The following is a 20,090-nucleotide window of genomic DNA, read 5'->3' as shown; positions in this document are numbered from 1 at the left end:
CCCGGGGTGCTGGGTCCCGGGTAGTACTCCGGTAGGGGGCCGGGCCGGCCGGTGGCTCAGGAGCGCCAGTCGCCGACCAGGGCCGGGCCGAGCTGGTCCAGGTGGCGGTCGATCAGCGCGATCATGCCCTCCGGGCCGATGTCCTCCCGGTCGGCGGTCCAGGACAGGTGGGCGGCGCGCAGCACGGCGCCGAACGCCGCGGCGAGGACGGCGGGCCGCAGGTCCTCGGCCGGGTCGAGGCCCTCGCGCTCGGCGAGCACCCGGATCACCACGCGCTCCTGCTCGGCCACCCGGCGCAGGTGGGCGGCGAGCAGGGTGGGGGTGTCCTCGATCATCCGGATGAGCTCCAGCGCGGCGTTCACCGAGCACGGTCCGGTGGGGTGGGCGGAGCCGCGCTCGCGCCAGGAGCCGACGATCGCGGCCCGCAGCGCCCGCAGCGGTCCCTCCTCGGCGGGGCGGGCCCGCAGCAGCTCGATGAAGTGGTCCTCGGCCTCGGCGAGGACGGCGAGGGCGACCTCGTCCTTGTTGGCGAAGTAGCGGAAGAAGGTGCGCTGCGAGACGTCGACCGCGGAGGCGATCTCGTCGACGGTGGTGCTGGCGAAACCCTGTCCGAGGAACAGCCGGTGCGCGGCCTCGATCAGGGCCTCCCGGGTGCGCTGCTTCTTCCGCGCGCGCAGCCCGGGCTCCGGGGCGGCGGCGGGAGGAGCGGACTGAGCGGCCATGGCGGGCGCCTTCCGGAGGGTGATCGGGCTGGTGTTCCGGAGGCTACTGTAGCCCTCTGACAAATGGCAGGCGGCGACAGAAGACAGTGTTTGCCGAATGTCAGCTGCTGACATAATCTGCCGGAGTGGCGCCCCTCGGGCCGGGCACTCGTGGGGACGGGTGGGCCGGGGCGCCACGACCATGTCCGTCCGCAGTCAGCCCCGGAGGGCCCAGATGAGTCAGTCCCTCACCAAGAGCGCCGAGGCGGACACACCGCCGTCCGGCACGTCGCCGGGTGGGAGGAGCCTCCAGGGACACCCCTGGCTGACCCTGCTCACCGTCGCCGTCGGCGTGATGATGGTCGCCCTGGACGGCACGATCGTCGCGATCGCCAACCCGGTGATCCAGGCCGACCTCAACGCCGCGCCCTCCGAGATCCAGTGGGTGACCAGCGGCTACCTGCTGGCCCTCGCGGTCTTCCTGATCACGGCCGGCAAGATCGGCGACCGGTTCGGCCACAAGAGCACCTTCCTGGTCGGCGCGGTCGGCTTCGCCGCCACCTCGGCCGCGATCGGCTTCGCCGGCAACATCCAGACCGTGATCGCCTGCCGCGTGCTCCAGGGCCTGTTCGGCGCGCTGCTCCAGCCGGCCGCGCTCGGCCTGCTGCGCGGGGCCTTCCCGGCCGAGAAGCTCAACATGGCGATCGGCATCTGGGGCGGCGTGATCGGCGCCTCCACCGCGGCCGGCCCGATCGTCGGCGGCCTGCTGGTCGAGCACGTCAGCTGGGAGTCGGTGTTCTTCATCAACATCCCGGTCGGCCTGCTGGCCCTGGGCCTCGGCCTGTGGATCCTCAAGGACGTGCGGGCCGAGAACGCCGCCAGGTCCTTCGACGTCCCGGGCATCGTGCTGCTCTCGGTGGCGATGTTCGCGCTGGTCTTCGGCATCATCAAGGCCCCCGAGTGGGGCTGGGGCGACGCCTCCACCCTGCTCCTGCTGGGCGGCGCGGTGGTGCTGATGGTGCTCTTCGCGCTCTGGCAGGGCAAGGCCCGCGAGCCGCTGGTCCCGCTCGCGCTGTTCCGCTCGGTGCCGCTGTCGGCGGGCGTCCTGCTGATGGCCCTGATGGCCTTCGCCTTCTTCGGCGCGATCTTCTTCGTGACTTTCTATTTGCAGAACGTGCACGCCATGACGCCGGTCCAGGCGGGCGTCCACCTGCTGCCGATGACCGGCATGATGATCGTCGGCTCGCCGGTGGCGGGCATTGCGATCGGCAAGCTGGGCCCGCGGATCCCGATCGTGGCCGGCATGCTGATCACCACCGTCGCGATGTTCGGCATGTCCACCCTGGACGCCGGCTCGGGCAACGGCGTGATGGCGCTCTGGTTCGTGCTCATGGGCCTGGGCATCAGCCCGGTCATGGTCGGCGCCACCGAGGTCATCGTCGGCAACGCGCCGATGGAGCTGTCCGGTGTCGCCGGCGGCCTCCAGCAGTCCGCGATGCAGGTCGGCGGCAGCCTCGGCACCGCCGTGCTGGGCGCGCTGATGGCCGCCAGGGTCACCGACGTGCTGCCCGGCAACTGGGCGAAGGCCGGGCTGCCCCCGGTCGAGCCGGCCCAGGCCGAGGGCCTCAGCCAGGCCGCCCAGCTGGGCATCGCCCCGCCCGCCCCGGCCGGCACCCCGCAGCAGGTGGTCGACGCGATGGCCGGCGCCGTCCACGACTCCTTCGTCAGCGGCATGTCGCTGGCCTTCGCGGTCGCCTCGGTGGTCGCCTTCGCGGCCGCCGTGCTCGGACTGCTGACCCGGCGGGGCACCACCGAGGCCGGGCCCGCCGTCCACATCTGACCAGCCCCGCCCCGCCCCGTGCCCCCGCCGGGCACCGGCCCCGGACCGTTCCCACGTTCCGGGGCCGGTGGCGTTCCGGGGCCCCGAGGCCTCGGGAGGCGCGGCGTCAGGAGGTCGGGCAGTCCAGCGACGGGTCGGTCTCGGCGTCGGCCCAGCACGCCTCGGCCCGCCGCCAGTACTCCTCCTCGGAGAGCGCGGCGGACGGGCTCGGCGCGGGCAGCACCTGGCTGGGGCCGAAGTGGCCGCCGCTGCCGGTGCCACCGGCGGGCGGGGCGGTCGGGGTCCGGGTCGGGGCGGGGGCCGCGGTGGCGGCCCCGGTCTCGCCGGTCCCACCGGTCGCGCTGGTCCCACCGGCTCCGGCGGTCCCGCTGGTCCCACCGGCCCCGCCGGGGGCGGGACGGCCGGTGCGGTCGGCCCGGTGGGCGGCGCGGAGGGCGCGGTGGGCGGAGGTGTCGCCCCGGACCGGTCCGGGGCGGGGGCCGACGCCGGGGCCGACGCGGCCGGGCCGGGCCGGCCCGCCGGGACCTCGGCGGCGACCAGCCCGAGGGCCGGTCCGCCCGGGGTGCCGGGAGCGACGGGGGCGGCGGGAGCGGTGGGGGAGGAGGCGCCGGGTCCGGCCGGCCCGTCCGGGGCGGTCGGCGGCGCGGACGACCCGGGCGCGGGCCCCTCGGCAGCCGCCGGTCCTCCGGGCCCGGCGGACTCGGCCGGTCCGGGCCCGCTACCCGGCGCCGAGGGCACCGGAACCGGGACCAGTTCGACCACGGCCCGGTCCGAGGCGGCCGGCAGCGCCACCGAGGGCCCGCCGATCTCCTCCGGAGCGGGCAGCAACTGGGACAGCAGGGCGCCGGTCGTCACCCCGACCAGCACCGCCAGGGGAAAGGCCCCCGACCTAGGTGTGCGCACCGTACCCGGCCCCCTCCCCCTCGCCCCCTCGGGACACCTTAAGGGTGACTCTCGGGAAGGTTAAGAGGCGGCCGGAACCGGTCCGGAGCGCAGCCCCGGGGGGAAACGGCGAGGGGCCGGTCCTCCCGCACACGGCGGGGGGACCGGCCCCTCAGGGGATCAGCGCTGCGCTCAGGCCTCGCCGCCCGCGGCGCCCGGGTCGGCCGCCGCCACGTCGAGCAGCTGGTAGCGGTCGATCGCGTCCTTCAGCGCGCTGCGGTCGATCTTGCCCTGCTTGGCGAGCTCGGTGAGCACGCTCAGCACGACCGACTGCGCGTCGATGTGGAAGAAGCGACGGGCCGCACCGCGGGTGTCGGCGAAGCCGAAGCCGTCGGCACCCAGCGACTGGTACTGGCCCGGCACCCAGCGGGAGATCTGGTCCGGCACCGCGCGCATCCAGTCGGACACGGCGACGAACGGGCCCTCGGCGCCCTGGAGCTTGCTGGTCACGTACGGGACGCGCTGCTGCTCCTCGGGGTGCAGCAGGTTGAACTCCTCGGCCTCCACCGCGTCGCGGCGCAGCTCGTTCCAGGAGGTCGCGGACCAGACGTCGGCCTTGACGTTCCACTCCTCGGCCAGGATCCGCTGGGCCTCCAGGGCCCACGGCACGGCCACGCCGGAGGCGAGGATCTGGGCCGGGATCTGGCCGGCGGTGCCGGGGGCGTACCGGTGCAGACCCTTGAGGATGCCCTCGACGTCCACGTTCTCCGGCTCGGCCGGCATCTTGATCGGCTCGTTGTAGACGGTCATGTAGTAGAACACGTCCTCGCCGTGCGGGTGCTCGGCGCTGGAGCCGTACATCCGGCGCAGGCCGTCCTGCACGATGTGCGCGATCTCGAAGCCGTAGGCCGGGTCGTACGCGACGACGCCGGGGTTGGTCGAGGCCAGCAGGTGCGAGTGGCCGTCGGCGTGCTGCAGGCCCTCGCCGGTCAGCGTGGTGCGGCCGGCGGTGGCGCCGATCACGAAGCCGCGGGCCAGCTGGTCGGCCATCTGCCAGAACTGGTCACCGGTGCGCTGGAACCCGAACATCGAGTAGAAGACGTAGACCGGGATCAGCGGCTCGCCGTGGGTGGCGTAGGACGAGCCGGCGGCGATCAGCGAGGCGGTACAACCCGCCTCGGAGATGCCGTCGTGCAGCATCTGGCCGGTCGGCGACTCCTTGTAGGCCAGCAGCAGGTCGCGGTCGACCGACTCGTAGGTCTGGCCCAGCGGGTTGTAGATCTTCGCCGAGGGGAACAGCGAGTCCATGCCGAAGGTGCGGTACTCGTCGGGCGCGATCGGCACGAAGCGGTTGCCGATGCCCTTGTCCCGCATGAGGTCCTTGAGCACCCGGACGAACGCCATGGTGGTGGCGATGGTCTGGTTGCCGGAGCCCTTCTTGACCGCCTTGTACGCGTCGTCGCCCGGGAGCTCCAGCTGCCTCGGCCGCACCTTGCGGGTCGGCACGTAGCCGCCCAGCTCCTTGCGGCGGTCGTGCATGTACTGGATCTCTTCCGAGTCCTTGCCCGGGTGGTAGTAGGGCGGGTAGCCCTCGTCCAGCTGCTTGTCCGTGATCGGCAGGTGCAGCCGGTCGCGGAAGCGCTTGAGGTCCTCGACCGTCAGCTTCTTCATCTGGTGGGTCGCGTTGCGGCCCTCGAAGTTGGGGCCGAGGGTCCAGCCCTTGACGGTCTGGGCGAGGATGACCGTCGGCTGGCCCTTGTGCTCGCGGGCCGCCTTGTACGCCGCGTAGACCTTGGCGTGGTCGTGGCCGCCGCGACCCAGGTGCTGGATCTGCTGGTCGGTCATGTTCTCGACCATCTTGCGCAGCCGCAGGTCGCCGCCGAAGAAGTTGTCCCGGATGTACGCGCCGGACTCGGTGGCGTAGGTCTGGAACTGGCCGTCCACCGTGGTGTTCAGCTTGTTCACCAGGACGCCGTCGCGGTCCTGGGCCAGCAGCGGGTCCCAGCTGCGGTCCCAGACCAGCTTGATGACGTTCCAGCCGGCGCCGCGGAACTGCGACTCCAGCTCCTGGATGATCTTGCCGTTGCCGCGGACCGGGCCGTCGAGGCGCTGCAGGTTGCAGTTGACCACGAAGGTGAGGTTGTCCAGGCCCTCGCGGGCGGCCAGGGACAGCTGGCCGAGCGACTCGGGCTCGTCCATCTCGCCGTCGCCGAGGAAGGCGTAGACCTGCGAGTCGGAGGTGTCCTTGATGCCGCGGTGCTCCAGGTAGCGGTTCATCCGGGCCTGGTAGATCGCGCCGAGCGGGCCGAGGCCCATCGAGACGGTCGGGAACTCCCAGAAGTCCGGCATCAGCCGCGGGTGCGGGTAGCTGGAGAGGCCGTAGGGGGCCTTCGACTTCTCCTGGCGGAAGGCGTCGAGCTGCTGCTCGGTGAGCCGGTCCAGCAGGAACGCGCGGGCGTAGATGCCGGGGGAGGCGTGACCCTGGAAGAAGATCTGGTCGCCGGACTCGCCCTCGGCGTCCTTGCCCCGGAAGAAGTAGTTGAAGCCGACGTCGTAGAGCGACGCGGAGGAGGCGAAGGTGGCGATGTGCCCACCCACGCCGATGCCGGGACGCTGCGCCCGGGAGACCATCACCGCGGCGTTCCAGCGGGTCGCGTTCAGGATCTTGCGCTCGATCTCCTCGTTACCGGGGAAGAACGGCTCGTCCTTGGTGGCGATGGTGTTGACGTAGTCCGTGCTGCGCATCTCGGGCACGGCGACACGCTTCTCGCGGGCGCGCTCGATCAGCCGCAGCATCAGGTAACGGGCACGCTCGCGCCCCCGCTCGTCGATGGCCGCATCGAGCGACTCCAGCCATTCCGCGGTCTCCTCGGGATCGAAGTCCGGGACCTGACTCGGAAGGCCGCCAATGATGATCGGGTTGCGATCGGATCCGGAAGCCACGCTGTTCCTTCACTGTCGGTCGAAACTGAGGTGTGTCGCGCCGCCTCCATCGTGCTACCGCGCTCGGAGATCCGTCATCTCTACCGATCGGTAACCGTTCCGCCCAACAGAAGGAACGGTCTGGCGATGTGCGGTTCGGACAGCGTCGTCCGTGCCGCACACCTCCGGGTGTTACGAACAGAGGTGGTCCGACCTGGTTTCCCGCCCGTCCGATGGCGGACGGCCGGGGTGAGGGCCAACAGGAGACTCTACGCCCGCGCACGCGCGGACCCGAATGCTGTTCGCATCTCGGGCGTGCGTACGGCCTGTGGACCGGGACCTCCCGAAGCATCCTTGTCTTGTGCAGAGAAGGGCAAATCGGTGTGATTCCCGACACGTCGCCCGGCGTGTTCCCGTGCGACACGTCAACCTTTGGAGGGGATCGGGGGTCGGGTACTTGCGCGAACCGCCGCGCCCGTGTGGACTACGGCCACAGCCTCGGCATGGACGCCGGGCCGAATACTGGAGGTTATTCCCGTGAGCGCGACCGCGGACCCCGCGGACAAGTCCAACCCGGCAGCCCGTCTCGGCTTCGACGAGGGCCAGATCATCCAGGAGCTGGGGTACGACGAAGACAGTGACCAGGACCTCCGCGAGGGCATCGAGGAGATCACCGGGACCGATCTTGTCGACGAGGACTACGACGACGTCGCAGACGCCGTCCTGCTGTGGCACCGCGACGACGACGGAGACCTCACCGACTCCCTCGTCGACGCCCTGGAATACCTGGCGGAGGGCGGCCTGATCTGGCTGCTGACGCCCAAGACCGGCCGTGACGGCCACATCGAGGCCTCGGACATCGCCGATGCCGCGAAGACCGCGGGCCTCTCCCAGACCAGCTCGATCGCGATCGCCAAGGACTGGGCCGCGACCCGCCTGGCGACCAAGTCGACGGCCAAGCCGGCCAAGCGCTGAGTCCTGCCAGCAAGCCCCACCGGGCCCCGTCGGAGTCTCCCTCCGGCGGGGCCCGGTCGGTTTTCCGGACGGCGGTCCGGAGGGTGTCACGACCCCGGTCGGCGGTCCGACGGGTGCCGCGACCCGGACGGCCGAACCGTTCGCCCAGGGCGAAAGCGGTGGCCCCGGACGGCGCAGCCCTCACCCGTCCGGCTCAACCGGTCCCGGCGAATGCGAGGATGGCGCTCGCCGCGTCACCCGCGCGGCCCAGTCGCGTCGAGTGGGAAAGGTCACCGCATGGCCATCGAGATCGGCACCGAGGCTCCGGACTTCGAGCTCAAGAACCAGCACGGCGAGCTGGTCAGGCTCTCCGACTTCCGGGGTGACAAGAACGTCGTCGTGGTCTTCTACCCGTTCGCGTTCACCGGTGTCTGCACCGGCGAGGTCTGCGCGATCCAGAAGGAGCTGCCGCGCCTGCAGAACGACGAGGTCCAGGTGCTGGGTGTCTCCAACGACTCGCCGTTCAGCCAGCGGATCTTCGCCGAGCAGGAGGGCCTGGACTTCCCGCTGCTCTCCGACTTCTGGCCGCACGGCGAGGTCTCCCGCGCCTACGGTGTCTTCGACGAGACGAAGGGCTGCTCGGTCCGCGGCACCTTCGTGATCGACAAGGCCGGCGTGGTCCGCTGGAGCGTCGTGAACGGCCTGTCGGACGCCCGTGACGAGCAGGAGTACCTGACCGCCCTCGGCGCGCTCTGAGCCGTCCGGGGCACCCGGGACGCACGGTTCCCGGCCTGCTCGGGGGCGTCCCGGGCAGCGGGTCCGGGTGGTTCCCCGGCGCGGACGGGAACCCCGCACTACGATCGGTCCGTTGGCTGGTCAGAGGCTCGGGGCGGTTCGCCGCCGGAGCTTCGGACCGCACCACGGGGGCACCGAGGAGTGCCTCCCGAATCTTGGAGGACAAGTGGGTGTCAGCCTGAGCAAGGGCGGCAATGTCTCGCTCACCAAGGAGGCCCCGGGCCTGACCGCCGTACTGGTCGGCCTCGGCTGGGACGTCCGTACCACCACGGGCACGGACTTCGACCTGGACGCCAGCGCTCTGCTCTGCAACGACCAGGGCAAGGTCGGCGCGGACGGCAACTTCGTCTTCTTCAACAACCTGAAGAGCCCCGACGGCTCGGTCGAGCACACCGGTGACAACCTCACCGGTGAGGGCGAGGGCGACGACGAGGCGATCAAGGTCAACCTGGCGACCGTGCCGGCCGACGTGCAGAAGATCGTCTTCCCGGTGTCGATCTACGACGCCGAGAACCGCTCGCAGAACTTCGGCCAGGTCCGCAACGCGTTCATCCGCGTGGTGAACCAGGCGGACAACAAGGAGCTGGCCCGGTACGACCTCACCGAGGACGCCTCCACCGAGACCGCCATGGTCTTCGGCGAGCTGTACCGCAACGGCGCCGAGTGGAAGTTCCGCGCGATCGGCCAGGGCTACGCCTCCGGCCTGCGCGGCATCGCCCAGGACTTCGGCGTCAACGTCTGAGTCGGGGCAGGGCCGGTGACGGCCCGGTGGTGAAGCACGGCCGGGGCGGCCGCGGACGCGAGAGCGTCGGCGGCCGCCCCGGCCGTTCGTCTTGTGTCGGCGCGTGGTTTGCCGTGCCCGGGCTACGACCTGCTCGGCCGCACTGGAAGGATGGGAGTTCAGGAAAGTTCAGCCGGCCCGGAGGGGCCGGCCGGGGTCGCGGGGGAATAGACCTGGAATGCGCCCCGGGAGGCAAGGGAGGAAGGACCGCCAATGAGTGTCACGCTCGCCAAGGGTGGCAATGTCTCGCTCACCAAGGCCGCGCCGAATCTGACGCAGGTGCAGATCGGTCTCGGCTGGGACGCCCGGTCGACGACCGGCGCGCCCTTCGACCTGGACGCGAGCGCGCTGCTGTGCTCCAGCGGCCGGGTTCTGGGTGACGAGTACTTCGTCTTCTACAACAACCTCAAGAGCCCCGAGGGCTCGGTCGAGCACACCGGCGACAACCTCACCGGTGACGGCGACGGGGACGACGAGGTCGTCCTGGTCAACCTCGACCTGGTGCCGCCGCAGGTCGACAAGGTGGTCTTCCCGGTGTCGATCTACGACGCCGAGAACCGGGGGCAGAACTTCGGCCAGGTCCGCAACGCCTACATCCGGGTGGTCAACTCGGTGGACGGTCAGGAGATCGCCCGCTACGACCTCACCGAGGACGCGTCCAGCGAGACCGCGATGATCTTCGGCGAGCTGTACCGGTACGCCGGTGAGTGGAAGTTCCGCGCGGTGGGCCAGGGTTATGCCTCGGGCCTGCGGGGCATTGCCCTCGATTTCGGCGTAAACGTACAGTAAAGGCCCTCATCGCTGTGATCGTTCCGTTCGGCGCTCACGCGCGTCCGGACGCGATCCCGGCGAACGTCGACCCTCGTCGACGCCATGAACCCGAAAGGTAACCAAGTCCCGTGTTCCTCCGCACATTCGGCTGGTCATTCGCGATCACCATTCTCGGGCTGATCGCCGCCGGCCTGCTCTGGGGAGCCGAGGGATTCGGCATCGTGCTGATCCTCTCCATCCTGGAGATCTCCCTCTCGTTCGACAACGCGGTGGTCAACGCCACGGTGTTGAAGCGGATGAACCCGTACTGGCAGAAGATCTTCCTCACCGTCGGCGTGCTGATCGCCGTGTTCGGTATGCGGCTGATCTTCCCGCTGCTGGTCGTCGGCCTCACCGCGCACCTCAACCCGGCCACGGTCGTCGACCTCGCGCTGCACAGCGACAAGACCTACGAGGGCCTCACCTACGGCCAGTACCTGGAAGCGGCCAACCCGGCCATCGCGGCCTTCGGCGGCGTCTTCCTGTTGATGATCTTCCTCGACTTCATCTTCGAGGAGAAGGACTACAACTGGCTGGCCTGGATCGAGCGCCCGCTGGAGAAGGTCGGCAAGCTGGAGGCCTTCTCCACCGTCGTCGCCCTGGTCACCCTGCTGCTGGCGGCCAACTTCTTCGCCGCCGACCACGCCGAGACGGTCCTGCTCGCCGGTGTGCTCGGCCTCGTCACCTACCTCTCGGTGAACGGCCTCTCCTCGGTCTTCGAGGCGGGCCTGGAGGAGGAGGCCGAGAAGGAGGAGGCGCAGGAGAAGTCCGGCAAGTCCATCGTGCAGGTGGGCGGCAAGGCCGCGTTCTTCCTCTTCATGTACCTGGAGGTGCTGGACGCCTCGTTCTCCTTCGACGGTGTCGTCGGCGCGTTCGCGATCTCCAGTGACATCTTCCAGATCACCCTGGGCCTCGGCATCGGCGCGATGTACATCCGCTCGCTGACCGTCTTCCTGGTCCGCAAGGGCACCCTGGACGACTACGTCTACCTGGAGCACGGCGCGCACTACGCGATCGGCGCGCTCGCGGTGATCCTGCTGGTCGGCATCGAGTACCACATCCCGGAGATCGTCACCGGCCTGATCGGCGTCGCCTTCATCGGCCTCGCGCTCGGCTCGTCGGTCCTGCGCAACCGCCGGGAGGGCGCCGACGGCGGGGGCGACGGGGACCGGGAACTGGTGGGCAGCGACAGCTAGCGCCCGCCTCGCGGATCCTTGCCGGGATCCCGCCCGGAGTCCTGCGGGTCTCCCGGTGCCCGGTGAACGTCCGGCCGGGCTTCCGGTGAAACGCCGAACGGCCGTTCCTCCCGAGTGGGGAACGGCCGTTCGGCGTTCTGCGTGCGGTGGCCGCTGCTCAGCCGAGCTGCTGCTCGATGGCGCGCAGCTTGCGCTCCAGGGAGTCGAGCTTGGGCATCGACAGGGTGTCGTCGTCCGGCGTCAGGTCGACCGTCGAGCGGTAGGCGGACGACGAGGCCGAGGAAGAGGCCGAGGTCGACGCCGAGGTCGAGGAGGAGGACGAGGAGAACGAGGAGGAGGACTCGGAGCCGCGCGAACGGCGGGTCTCCAGGGTGCCCAGCGGGGCGGAGTCCAGCAGCGAGCCGGAGGTGCGGGAGGAGAAGGCGTCCACCTCAACGGCTAGGGCAGGCTCCGAAGCGCTCGGGCCGTCTCCGGCAGCGGCGAGGGCGGGCACCTGGCGGCCGGCGCGGTTGCGGGACAGCACGCCGCCCGACTGGCGGGAGATCGCCTTCAGCTCGGCGCGCTCGCGGCGGTCGGCGCTGCGGGCACGCACCTTGGCGTCCAGCTTCGCCTGACGCTCCTCGCGCACCTCGTCGACGGCCTCGTCCAGGCTGCGGACGTTCTCCAGCAGCATCAGCGACCAGGCGGCGTAGGTCTCGCGGGGCGCGCGCAGCCAGCGGACGATGCGGATCTGCGGCAGCGGGCGCGGGACGAGGCCCTGCTCGCGCAGCGCGGCCTTGCGGGTCTGCTTCAGCGCGCGGTCGAACAGGATCGCGGCCGAGATCGACATGCCGGAGAAGAACTCGGGGGCGCCGTCGTGGGACATGCCGCGCGGGGCGTGCACCCAGTTGAACCAGGCCGAGGCGACCGCGAACACCCAGACCAGCAGGCGGGAGCCGAGCGCCGCGTCACCGTGGCTGGCCTCGCGGACGGCGAGCACCGAGCAGAACATCGCGGCGCCGTCCAGGCCGAACGGGACCAGGTACTCCCAGCCGTTCGACAGGCCCAGGTTCTCCTTGCCGAAGCCGACCAGGCCGTGGAACGAGAGCGCGGCCGCGACGCCGGCGCAGCAGAACAGCAGGACGTAGGAGGAGATCCCGTAGACCATCTCCTTGCGTCGGCGGCGCTCCTCGCTGCGCTCCCAGGAGTCGCTGGATTCGTCCTTCCGGTTGTTGTTCTTGAAGCGCAGCGTCGCCACCAGGATGGCGGTGAACAGCAGGGCTACACCGCCGATGACGGTCCAGACCAGCTGTATGGAGGTCAGGTTCATTGCGGGTCGGGCCTCGGGTTTCCGCAGGGGACAAAGGTCTCAAGTGCGACACGATGATCAGGATCCGTCCCCGGGACCGGGCCTGACGAAGCGTCGTCGTCGGACGGGTGAGCCGACGCGCCCGGGCGGGCGGGCGGGACACCTGTGCGGCTAGACGATATCGCGTCCGAAGTGGCCGCATGGTACGGGAGGTGAGCTTCCCCCCGCCAATCGACCCGCCGGTGTCCGGCCGGTGTCCGGCGGGCGGCGCCGGGTGGGGGACTTCGGGTACCCGCGGGCGGTGGCGGGCGGGGGACTTCGGGTACCCGCGGGCGGTGGCGGGAAGTGGGCCCCGGGTACCCGCGGGCGGTGGCGGGTAGGGGAGTTCGGGTACCCGCAGGCGGGTTGATGCCCGATCATGGAGCGGCGGACCGTCAGAACGGCTGGCGCGGCTGGGGGAGGACGGCATGGCCTCGATTTGGGAGTACCTGCGCGGAGAGCGGAACGCCCTCGACACGGGTGGCCAGTTCAAGGTCACCCTGACCAAGTCCTCGCCGCACCACGCGATCACCGGTGCGGCGGCGACCACCGGCTACCTCTACGTCAATCTGCACTGGACCACCCGGATAGGAGCCCCGAGGGCGAGCGCCAGGGACTCCCTGCGGCGGGTGTTCAGCCCGCGCATCCTCAGCCCGATGGAGCCGGACTCCAGTCAGAACGCCCAGGTCAACGTGGACCTCGACCTGGCCTGCATGTACGAGCTGACCGACGGCAAGCGGGGCGTGGTGCAGCCGCTGGGCGGCTTCTTCGGCGACCTCCGGAACCCGCCGTACATCAAGCTCAGCGGCGACGACCAGTACGGGGCGCCGTCCGGCGAGACGATGTACGTCAACCTGGAGAAGAAGGACCAGTTCAAGCGGCTGCTGATCTTCGTGTACATCTACGACGGCACGCCGGCCTTCGAGCAGACCAACGCGGTGGTGACGATCGTGCCGCAGTCCGGGCCGCGGATCGAGGTCCATCTGGAGGAGCGGGCGTCGGCGGCCCGGTCCTGTGCGGTGGTGCTGATCGAGAACACCGGTGACAACACGCTCACGGTGCGGCGCGAGGTGCGGTACGTGAACGGGTTCCAGGCGGACATCGACCGGCTGTACGGCTTCGGGATGCAGTGGCAGCGCGGGTACAAGACGGAGTGAGGCCGGGGGTCCGGCCCCCGGGGCGGGCTCGGCGGTGTGCGGGCTCGGCGGAGTAGGGGCTCGGCGGAGTACGGGCTCAGCGCGGCTGGAACTGCGGGCCCTGCGGGGGCAGTGCGAACTCCTCGGCGGGCGGGGCCGGCTGCTGCGGGACGGGCGGCTGGGCCTGCGGCGCGGTGTTCGGCGGAGGGTAGCCGTAGCCCGGCTGCTGCTGGGGCTGGTGTTGGGGCTGGTGCTGCTGGGGCGGCTGCTGGGGAGGGTAGCCGTAGCCGGGCGCGGGCGCCGGGGGCTGCTGCGGGGGGTAGCCGTACCCCGGCCGCGGGGCGGGCGGCGGGTAGCCGTAGCCGGGGCGTCCGGCCGGCGGCGCGGTCGGGGCGGGCGGGAGGTTCGGCGGCACCGTCGGCGGCTTGGGCGGCGGCGGGGGCACGGTGGCCGGGACGCCGGTCGGCGCCTGCGGAGCGGAGGCCGGTGGCACGGAGGCCTGCGGGACGGCCGGGGCCAGGGTGAAGGTGCCCGGCTCGGGGCGTCCGGCCGGCCGGGGGTCGGGCAGGGCGGCCCGGGGGTCGCCCGCGGGCGGGCCGGCGGCGGTCCCGGCCTGGGTGCTGCCCTCGTCCTCGACGGTGATGCCGAAATCGGTGGCCAGTCCGATCAGCCCGGACGCGTAGCCCTGGCCGACCGCGCGGAACTTCCAGGCGCCGGCCCGGCGGTAGAGCTCGCCCGCGACCAGCGCGGTCACCTCGTCCCCGTCGGCCATCGCGAACTCGGCCAGCGCGGGTACGCCGTCCCCGGCGGCGGCGTCGAACAGCAGCAGGCGCAGCCCGCTCACCGTCCGGAACGTGCCGCCCTCGGAGGAGCCGGCCAGTACCACCCGCTCCACGTCGGCCGGCAGTTTGCCGAGCTCGGCCTCGACGGTGTCGGTGATCTCGCTGCCGTCGGCGGTCTGCTGCTTGGGCAGGTGGCGCACGAGGCCGGACGGGTGCCGCGGCTGGTTGTAGAAGACGAAGTCGGCGTCCGAGCGGACCTTGCCGGCCGGTCCGAGCAGCAGTGCGGAGGCGTCCACGTCCGGCGCACCGGGCGTGGCGCTCCAGCGCAGCACGGCGCGGACAGCCGCCACCGGCAGTGCGATGTTGGCGCCCTTGGCCATCACGTGCGTCATAGCCGACCATCCTGCCTGTTCGCCACCCCTTCGGACAACGTGACCGGAGGAGGCGTTGTGGTGGGACTTTGCCAACGCTTGCGCTTTGTGAAGTGGAAGGTAACCTTCCGAGAATTCGATGTTTCGGAAGCCTCCACGACCCGGCACCGTCCGTACGATGGGCGGGCGGGGGGCTCCTGGCCGGACAACGGTGACCGGGCAGGGCCGGACCGGGAACCACCACGGCCGTCGAGCCGGTTGGACCGGGTGCTGGACCGGGTGTCGACACCGTCCCTCCCTGTCCTCCCCCGCCTCCGCCGGACCGGCGGCCGAACCTCCTGAGGAGAGCACCTTGCGCCACTTCGGCCACCTCGCGGAAGACGTCCGCGACCGGCTCTTTCTCAGTGCGCCCGGGGAGTTCACCGCCGACAGCGCGGCGGAGGTGCTCGCCACGGCGCTGGGTGCCACGCTCTACAGCCCGGCCACCCGCCCCACCCTGCGCGCGGACATCCGCAAGCAGGCCGCGCAGGGCGTCGTCTCGATGGTCCTCTGCCTGGAGGACGCCATCGCCGACCACGAGGTCCCGGACGCCGAGGCCAACCTGGTGGCCCGGCTCGGCGAGCTCTGGGTGGAGGTCACGGAGAGTGCCGGGTCCGGCGTCACGGAGGGTGTCGGGGCCGCTGTGACGGAGGGTGTCGGACCGGGTGGAATCTCCACCGTTTGCGCACAGGATCTTCCCCTCCTCTTCGTCAGGGTGCGGACCCCCGCGCAGCTGACCGACCTCGCCGGCCGGCTCGGCCCCGCGATCGGACTGCTCACCGGCTTCGTCCTGCCGAAGTTCACCGAGGACACCGGCGGCGACTTCCTGGAGGCGCTCGCCGCCGCCGAGGCCGCCACCGGGCACCGGCTGTTCGCGATGCCCGTCCTGGAGTCGCCCGAGCTCGCCCACCTGGAGACCCGCCGCGACCAGCTCTTCGGCATAGCCAGGCTGCTCGACAAGTACCGCGAGCGCGTCCTCGCCGTCCGCCTCGGCGTCACCGACCTCTGCTCCGCGTACGGACTGCGCCGCTCGCCCGACCTGACCGCGTACGACGTGGCGCTGGTCGCCTCGGTGATCGGCGACGTGGTGAACGTGCTCGGCCGCGCCGACGGCACCGGGTTCACCGTCACCGGCCCGGTCTGGGAGTACTTCCCGGTCCAGGAGCGGATGTTCAAGCCGCAGCTGCGCCGCACCCCGTTCGCGGAGGCCGAGCCCTCGCGCGAGGCCGTCCGCCGGCAGATCATCGAGCACGACCTGGACGGGCTCATCCGCGAGATAGAACTCGACCGCGCCAACGGCCTGTTGGGCAAGACCTGCATCCACCCCAGCCATGTGCCCGCCGTCCACGCGCTCTCCGTCGTCACGCACGAGGAGTACAGCGACGCCCACGACATCCTCCAGCAGGAGCGCGGCGGGGGCGGGGTGCTGCGCTCGGCGTACACCAACAAGATGAACGAGGCGAAGCCCCACCGGGCCTGGGCGGAGCGGGTGTTGCTGCGCGCCGAGGTGTTCGGGGTGGCCCGCGAGGACGTCAGCTTCGCGGAGCTGCTCTCGGCCTGCCTCTGCCGCTGAGCCGCCCGGCCGGCCCGGGGCCGGCCCGTCAGACCTTTCCCAGCGCGGCACCACCGCACCGCATCGCATCGCACCGCACGGCACCGCACCGCACAGACAGAAGACAGGACCCGTAGTGACAGCAGCGCAGCAGGACCGGACCACTGGAGCCGACGGGACGGACCGGACCGACGGGACCGGCGCGACCGGCGGTTCCGTCGGGGTCGGCGGTTCCTTCGGGGTCGGTGGTTCCTTCGGGTCGGGCGCCGAGGGCCCCGCCGGAGCGGGGGAGTGGACCGGGCGCTGGGTGGCCGAGCGGGCGGGCGTCGCACTGACCGGTTCGGAGCGCCTCCCCGAGCTGGTCGGCCTCGCCCTGCGGGAGAACCGCAAGCGGGCCCACCTGCTGGTCTCCACCGTGCTCGGCAAGCACGTCCCGCAGCGGCCCGCGGTGGTGCACGGCGCCGGCCTGGAGCTCGGCCGCCGGGTCCGCGACCTGCTGGCGCGGCTCCCCGGGGAGAGCGTCGACCGCGCCGTCGTGCTCGGCTACGCCGAGACCGCCACCGGCCTCGGCCACAGCGTCGCCGACGGCCTGGACGCCCCCTATCTGCACTCCACCCGTCGCCCGGTGCCCGGTCTCACCCCGGTCGGCGGCTTCGAGGAGGAGCACTCGCACGCCACCTCCCACCTGCTGCTGCCGGCGGACCCCGGGCTGCTCGCCGGTGACGGCCCGCTGGTCCTGGTGGACGACGAGTTCTCCACCGGCACCACCGTGCTCAACACCATCCGCGAACTGCACGCCAACCACCCGCGCGAGCACTACGTGGTGGTCGCGCTGGTCGACCTGCGCGGCCCGGCCGACCGGCGGCGGCTCGCCGACACCGCGGCCGAACTCGGCGTCCGCCTGGACCTGGTGGCGCTGGCCGACGGCGGCGTGGAACTGCCCGCCGACGTCCTGGACCGGGCCGAGCGGCTGATCGCCGAGGCCGGTCCCGCGCCCGAGCCGCCGGCCGCCCCGGCCGCCCCGCTGGTGCGGGTCGACCTGGACTGGCCGGCCGGACTGCCCGACGGCGGGCGGCACGGGTTCACCCGGGAGCACCGGGCACGGCTGGAGGCGGCGCTGCCCGGCCTGGCCGAGCGGCTGGCGGCGGCGGTCGAGCCCGGGGACGGTGCCGGACGGGTACTGGTGCTCGGCTTCGAGGAGCTGATGTACGCGCCGCTGCGGCTGGCCGAGGCCCTCGCCCAGCGGCTGCCCGGCGGCACCGACCGCGTCCACTACTCCACCACCACCCGCTCGCCCGTCCTCGCCGTCGACGACCCCGGCTACGCCATCCGCACCCGGCTGGCCTTCCCCGCCCACGACGACCCGGCCGACGACTCCTCCCGCGAGCGCTACGCCTACAACGTCGCCCCCGGCACCGACCCGGCCCGCCGCTTCGGCACCGTGGTGCTGGTGGTCGACGACACCGCCGACACCCCCGCCCTGCACGAGGGCGGGCGCGCCCTGCTCGGCCAGCTGCGCCGGGTCACCGACCGGGTGGTGCTCGCCGTCCTGCCGTCCCACCGGCCGACCGCCCCCGCCGTCCCGGCGGCCCCGGCGCGTCCGCTGTACGGCCCCGAGTTCTCCTCCTACCGCGCCGACGAAGTGGCCTGGCTGCTCAAGGACCTCACCGGCGTCGACCTGGAGGCACCCACCGAGGAGCGCGAGGAGGCCGTGCAGAGCGGCGGCGCCCACTACGCCGAGTCGCTGCCGGTCGAGTACCAGCCGAGCCCCGAGTACCAGGAGCTGTTCCACCAGGCGCTGCGGGTCTCCGCCCGGCGGATCGCGCTCGCCGTCGGCACCGTCGCCGAGACCCTGCTGCGCGAGCGCGGCCCCGGCCTGGTGCTCGCCTCGCTGGCCCGCGCCGGGACGCCGGTCGGCATCCTGATCCGCCGCTGGCTCGCCGCCGGACACGGCCTCGACGCCCCGCACTACGCCGTCTCGATCGTCCGCGGCCGAGGTATCGACCCGGCCGCCCTGCGCTACCTCGACGCCCACCACCGGGCCGGGGACGTGGTGTTCGTCGACGGCTGGACCGGCAAGGGCGCGATCACCCGCGAACTCGCCGAGGCCCTCGCCGGCACCGGCTTCGACCCCGACCTCGCCGTCCTCGCCGACCCAGGCCGCTGCGTGCGCACCTTCGGCACCCGGGACGACTTCCTGATCCCCTCCGCCTGCCTCAACTCGACCGTCTCCGGCCTGGTCTCGCGCACCGTGCTGCGCTCCGACCTGATCGGCCCGGACGACTTCCACGGCGCCAAGCACTACACCGAGCTGGCCGGCGCCGACGTCTCCGGCGCCTTCCTGGACACCGTCGCCGACCACTTCGACGACGTCCGGGCCGAGGCCCTCGCGGCGGCCGAGCGCTTCCTCGCCCCCGAGCACGCCGACGAGCGCGCCCCCGACTGGGCCGGCTGGGCCGCCGTCGAGCGGATCAGCGCCGAGTACGGCATCGACAGCGTCAACCTGGTCAAGCCCGGCGTCGGCGAGACCACCCGGGTCATGCTGCGCCGCGTTCCCTGGCGGGTGCTCGCCCGCCGCGGCGCCGGCGCCGACCTCGACCACGTCCGGCTGCTCGCCGCCCAGCGGGGAGTCCCGGTCGAGGAGGTGGACGACCTGCCGTACTCCTGCGTCGGCCTCATCCACCCCCGCTACACCCGTGGGGCGACCGGCGCCTCCGGCACGGCCGTTCTCACCAAGGAGTCCTGAACCCGATGAGTGGTCACGCCCGCCCGGACGGCGGCACCGCCGAGGTACCGCGCTCCGGCGCCGCACCGCGCTTCGTTGTCGCGAGCGACCTCGACCGCACCCTGATCTACTCCAACCGGGCCCTCGCCCTGGACGTGCCGGACCGGCTCGCGCCGCGCCTGCTCTCCGTCGAGGTGCACGACGGCAAGGCGCTGTCCTTCATGACCGAGGAGGCCGCCGCACTGCTCGTCGAACTCGCCCGCGAGGCCGTGCTCGTCCCCGCCACCACCCGCACCCGGGCGCAGTACGAGCGGGTCAACCTGCCCGGCCCGACGCCCGGCTGGGTCCCGCCCTACGCGATCTGCGCCAACGGCGGCCGGCTGCTCGTCGACGGCGTGCCGGACGAGGACTGGCAGACCGAGATGGCCGGCCGGCTGGCCGAGGGGGCCGCGCCGCTGGCCGAGGTGGTCGAGCACCTGGCCCTCTGCGCCGACCCCGAGTGGACCCACAAGCGGCGGGTGGCCGACGAGCTGTTCGCCTACCTGGTCGTCGAGCGCGCCGAACTGCCGGCGGGCTGGATCGCCGAACTCACCGGCTGGTGCGCCGAACGCGGCTGGAGCGTCTCGCTCCAGGGCCGCAAGGTGTACGCGGTGCCGGCACCGCTCAGCAAGAGCGCGGCGCTGGCGGAGGTCGTCCGGCGGGTCGGCCCGTCCACGGTGCTGTCCGCCGGCGACTCGCTGCTCGACGCCGACCTGCTGCTCGCCGCCGACGCCGCCTGGCGCCCCGGCCACGGCGAACTGGCCGACACCGGCTGGACGGCCCCCGGGGTCACCGCCCTCGACGAGATCGGCGTCGCGGCGGGCGAGGAGATCGCCCGCCGCTTCCTGTCCCGGGTCCGGGGCGAGGCCGGGGCTCCGGTCCCGGCTCCGGCTCCGGTCCTCGGCGCCTAGGCTCGGGAGCGCCCGGAGTCCGGGCTAGCCGCAGCAGCCGCCGCCGCAGCACCCCCCGCCGCCACCGGCCGACGGGGCCTGCTGCGGCGCGGCGCCGGCGGCGGCCGCGCCGGTCACGGCGACGGTCGACAGCAGCTTCACGGTGTCCGGGTGGCCCTGCGGGCAGACGGCGGGGTCGTTGGCCTGAGCCATCGCGCGGCGGAGCTCGAACGTGGCGCCGCAGGAGCGGCAGCGGAAGTCATAACGAGGCATACCCGCCAGCGTATCCGGGCCACCGGCACCCGCTCCCGCTTCCGCTCCACCTTCTGTCCCTGCTTCTGTCCTGCT

15 protein-coding genes are annotated in these 20,090 nt (G+C 72.3%); 10 read left to right on the top strand and 5 right to left on the bottom strand.

Annotation, left to right across the window (positions count from 1 at the left end):
• Positions 1–56: 56 nt before the first annotated feature.
• A complete protein-coding gene (locus ACW14Y_RS14625; RefSeq protein ID WP_266311032.1) occupies positions 57–722 on the bottom strand; it encodes a TetR family transcriptional regulator in 666 nt (221 codons plus the stop codon).
• A gap of 214 nt (positions 723–936) precedes the next feature.
• On the opposite strand from ACW14Y_RS14625, the gene ACW14Y_RS14620 reads away from it, so the two are divergent.
• Positions 937–2,541 (top strand): MFS transporter, encoded by a 1,605-nt coding sequence (locus ACW14Y_RS14620; protein ID WP_456987070.1) that lies wholly within the window; start codon positions 937–939, stop codon positions 2,539–2,541.
• 1,074 nt (positions 2,542–3,615) lie between these two features.
• On the opposite strand, the gene aceE is transcribed toward ACW14Y_RS14620, so the two are convergent.
• The gene (gene aceE / locus ACW14Y_RS14615; RefSeq protein WP_340634733.1) at positions 3,616–6,366 is read right to left on the bottom strand and encodes a pyruvate dehydrogenase (acetyl-transferring), homodimeric type; all 2,751 of its coding nucleotides are present in this window, start codon (positions 6,364–6,366) and stop codon (positions 3,616–3,618) included.
• A 516-nt stretch (positions 6,367–6,882) separates the two neighbouring features.
• On the opposite strand from aceE, the gene ACW14Y_RS14610 reads away from it, so the two are divergent.
• The 5 genes from ACW14Y_RS14610 (at position 6,883) to ACW14Y_RS14590 (ending at position 10,881) form a co-directional block, all read left to right on the top strand.
• Positions 6,883–7,320 carry a DUF3052 domain-containing protein gene (locus ACW14Y_RS14610; RefSeq protein WP_030395852.1) on the top strand — a complete coding sequence of 146 codons (438 nt, stop codon included), beginning with the start codon at positions 6,883–6,885 and terminating at the stop codon, positions 7,318–7,320.
• Between the two features lie 276 nt (positions 7,321–7,596).
• Entirely contained in the window at positions 7,597–8,055 is a 459-nt protein-coding gene (locus ACW14Y_RS14605) for a peroxiredoxin (RefSeq protein ID WP_456987067.1), read from the top strand.
• Positions 8,056–8,260: 205 nt separating this feature from the next.
• Complete coding sequence (locus ACW14Y_RS14600) at positions 8,261–8,836, top strand: TerD family protein (RefSeq protein WP_030395854.1); 576 nt, start codon at positions 8,261–8,263, stop codon at positions 8,834–8,836.
• Positions 8,837–9,088: 252 nt separating this feature from the next.
• Positions 9,089–9,664 carry a TerD family protein gene (locus ACW14Y_RS14595; protein WP_030395855.1) on the top strand — a complete coding sequence of 192 codons (576 nt, stop codon included), beginning with the start codon at positions 9,089–9,091 and terminating at the stop codon, positions 9,662–9,664.
• 110 nt (positions 9,665–9,774) lie between these two features.
• Positions 9,775–10,881, top strand: coding sequence for a DUF475 domain-containing protein (locus ACW14Y_RS14590; RefSeq protein WP_380302754.1), 1,107 nt, complete (start codon positions 9,775–9,777; stop codon positions 10,879–10,881).
• Positions 10,882–11,038: 157 nt separating this feature from the next.
• On the opposite strand, the gene ACW14Y_RS14585 is transcribed toward ACW14Y_RS14590, so the two are convergent.
• Positions 11,039–12,190 carry a DUF2637 domain-containing protein gene (locus ACW14Y_RS14585; protein ID WP_380302755.1) on the bottom strand — a complete coding sequence of 384 codons (1,152 nt, stop codon included), beginning with the start codon at positions 12,188–12,190 and terminating at the stop codon, positions 11,039–11,041.
• Between the two features lie 446 nt (positions 12,191–12,636).
• On the opposite strand from ACW14Y_RS14585, the gene ACW14Y_RS14580 reads away from it, so the two are divergent.
• Positions 12,637–13,365 (top strand): Tellurium resistance, encoded by a 729-nt coding sequence (locus tag ACW14Y_RS14580; protein ID WP_340634730.1) that lies wholly within the window; start codon positions 12,637–12,639, stop codon positions 13,363–13,365.
• 76 nt (positions 13,366–13,441) lie between these two features.
• Here ACW14Y_RS14580 and ACW14Y_RS14575 read toward each other — a convergent pair whose 3' ends face one another.
• The gene (locus ACW14Y_RS14575; RefSeq protein ID WP_456987063.1) at positions 13,442–14,518 is read right to left on the bottom strand and encodes a TerD family protein; all 1,077 of its coding nucleotides are present in this window, start codon (positions 14,516–14,518) and stop codon (positions 13,442–13,444) included.
• A gap of 331 nt (positions 14,519–14,849) precedes the next feature.
• Between ACW14Y_RS14575 and ACW14Y_RS14570 the strand changes: the two genes are divergently transcribed.
• The 3 genes from ACW14Y_RS14570 to ACW14Y_RS14560 all read left to right on the top strand — a co-directional run bounded on the left by ACW14Y_RS14570 (position 14,850) and on the right by ACW14Y_RS14560 (position 19,763).
• The gene (locus ACW14Y_RS14570) at positions 14,850–16,109 is read left to right on the top strand and encodes an HpcH/HpaI aldolase/citrate lyase family protein (RefSeq protein ID WP_456987061.1); all 1,260 of its coding nucleotides are present in this window, start codon (positions 14,850–14,852) and stop codon (positions 16,107–16,109) included.
• A 286-nt stretch (positions 16,110–16,395) separates the two neighbouring features.
• The gene (locus ACW14Y_RS14565) at positions 16,396–18,834 is read left to right on the top strand and encodes a phosphoribosyltransferase (protein WP_456988165.1); all 2,439 of its coding nucleotides are present in this window, start codon (positions 16,396–16,398) and stop codon (positions 18,832–18,834) included.
• 5 nt (positions 18,835–18,839) lie between these two features.
• Complete coding sequence (locus ACW14Y_RS14560; RefSeq protein ID WP_380439151.1) at positions 18,840–19,763, top strand: HAD family hydrolase; 924 nt, start codon at positions 18,840–18,842, stop codon at positions 19,761–19,763.
• A gap of 24 nt (positions 19,764–19,787) precedes the next feature.
• Here ACW14Y_RS14560 and ACW14Y_RS14555 read toward each other — a convergent pair whose 3' ends face one another.
• Entirely contained in the window at positions 19,788–20,015 is a 228-nt protein-coding gene (locus tag ACW14Y_RS14555) for an FmdB family zinc ribbon protein (RefSeq protein ID WP_375981414.1), read from the bottom strand.
• Positions 20,016–20,090: the final 75 nt, after the last annotated feature.

The sequence above is a fragment of the Kitasatospora sp. cg17-2 genome, from assembly GCF_054031055.1.
Note: the sequence above shows the minus strand (reverse complement) of the source record. Positions and strands in the feature narration are given on the sequence as shown.

Bases quoted from the DNA above. Each gene is read 5' to 3' on its own strand.
- ACW14Y_RS14575 (WP_456987063.1), bottom strand. From the start codon at position 14,518: ATGACGCACGTGATGGCCAAGGGCGCCAACATCGCACTGCCGGTGGCG.
- ACW14Y_RS14555 (WP_375981414.1), bottom strand. From the start codon at position 20,015: ATGCCTCGTTATGACTTCCGCTGCCGCTCCTGCGGCGCCACGTTCGAG.
- ACW14Y_RS14625 (WP_266311032.1), bottom strand. From the start codon at position 722: ATGGCCGCTCAGTCCGCTCCTCCCGCCGCCGCCCCGGAGCCCGGGCTG.
- ACW14Y_RS14620 (WP_456987070.1), top strand. From the start codon at position 937: ATGAGTCAGTCCCTCACCAAGAGCGCCGAGGCGGACACACCGCCGTCC.
- ACW14Y_RS14585 (WP_380302755.1), bottom strand. From the start codon at position 12,190: ATGAACCTGACCTCCATACAGCTGGTCTGGACCGTCATCGGCGGTGTA.
- ACW14Y_RS14605 (WP_456987067.1), top strand. From the start codon at position 7,597: ATGGCCATCGAGATCGGCACCGAGGCTCCGGACTTCGAGCTCAAGAAC.
- ACW14Y_RS14595 (WP_030395855.1), top strand. From the start codon at position 9,089: ATGAGTGTCACGCTCGCCAAGGGTGGCAATGTCTCGCTCACCAAGGCC.
- ACW14Y_RS14560 (WP_380439151.1), top strand. From the start codon at position 18,840: ATGAGTGGTCACGCCCGCCCGGACGGCGGCACCGCCGAGGTACCGCGC.
- ACW14Y_RS14580 (WP_340634730.1), top strand. From the start codon at position 12,637: ATGGCCTCGATTTGGGAGTACCTGCGCGGAGAGCGGAACGCCCTCGAC.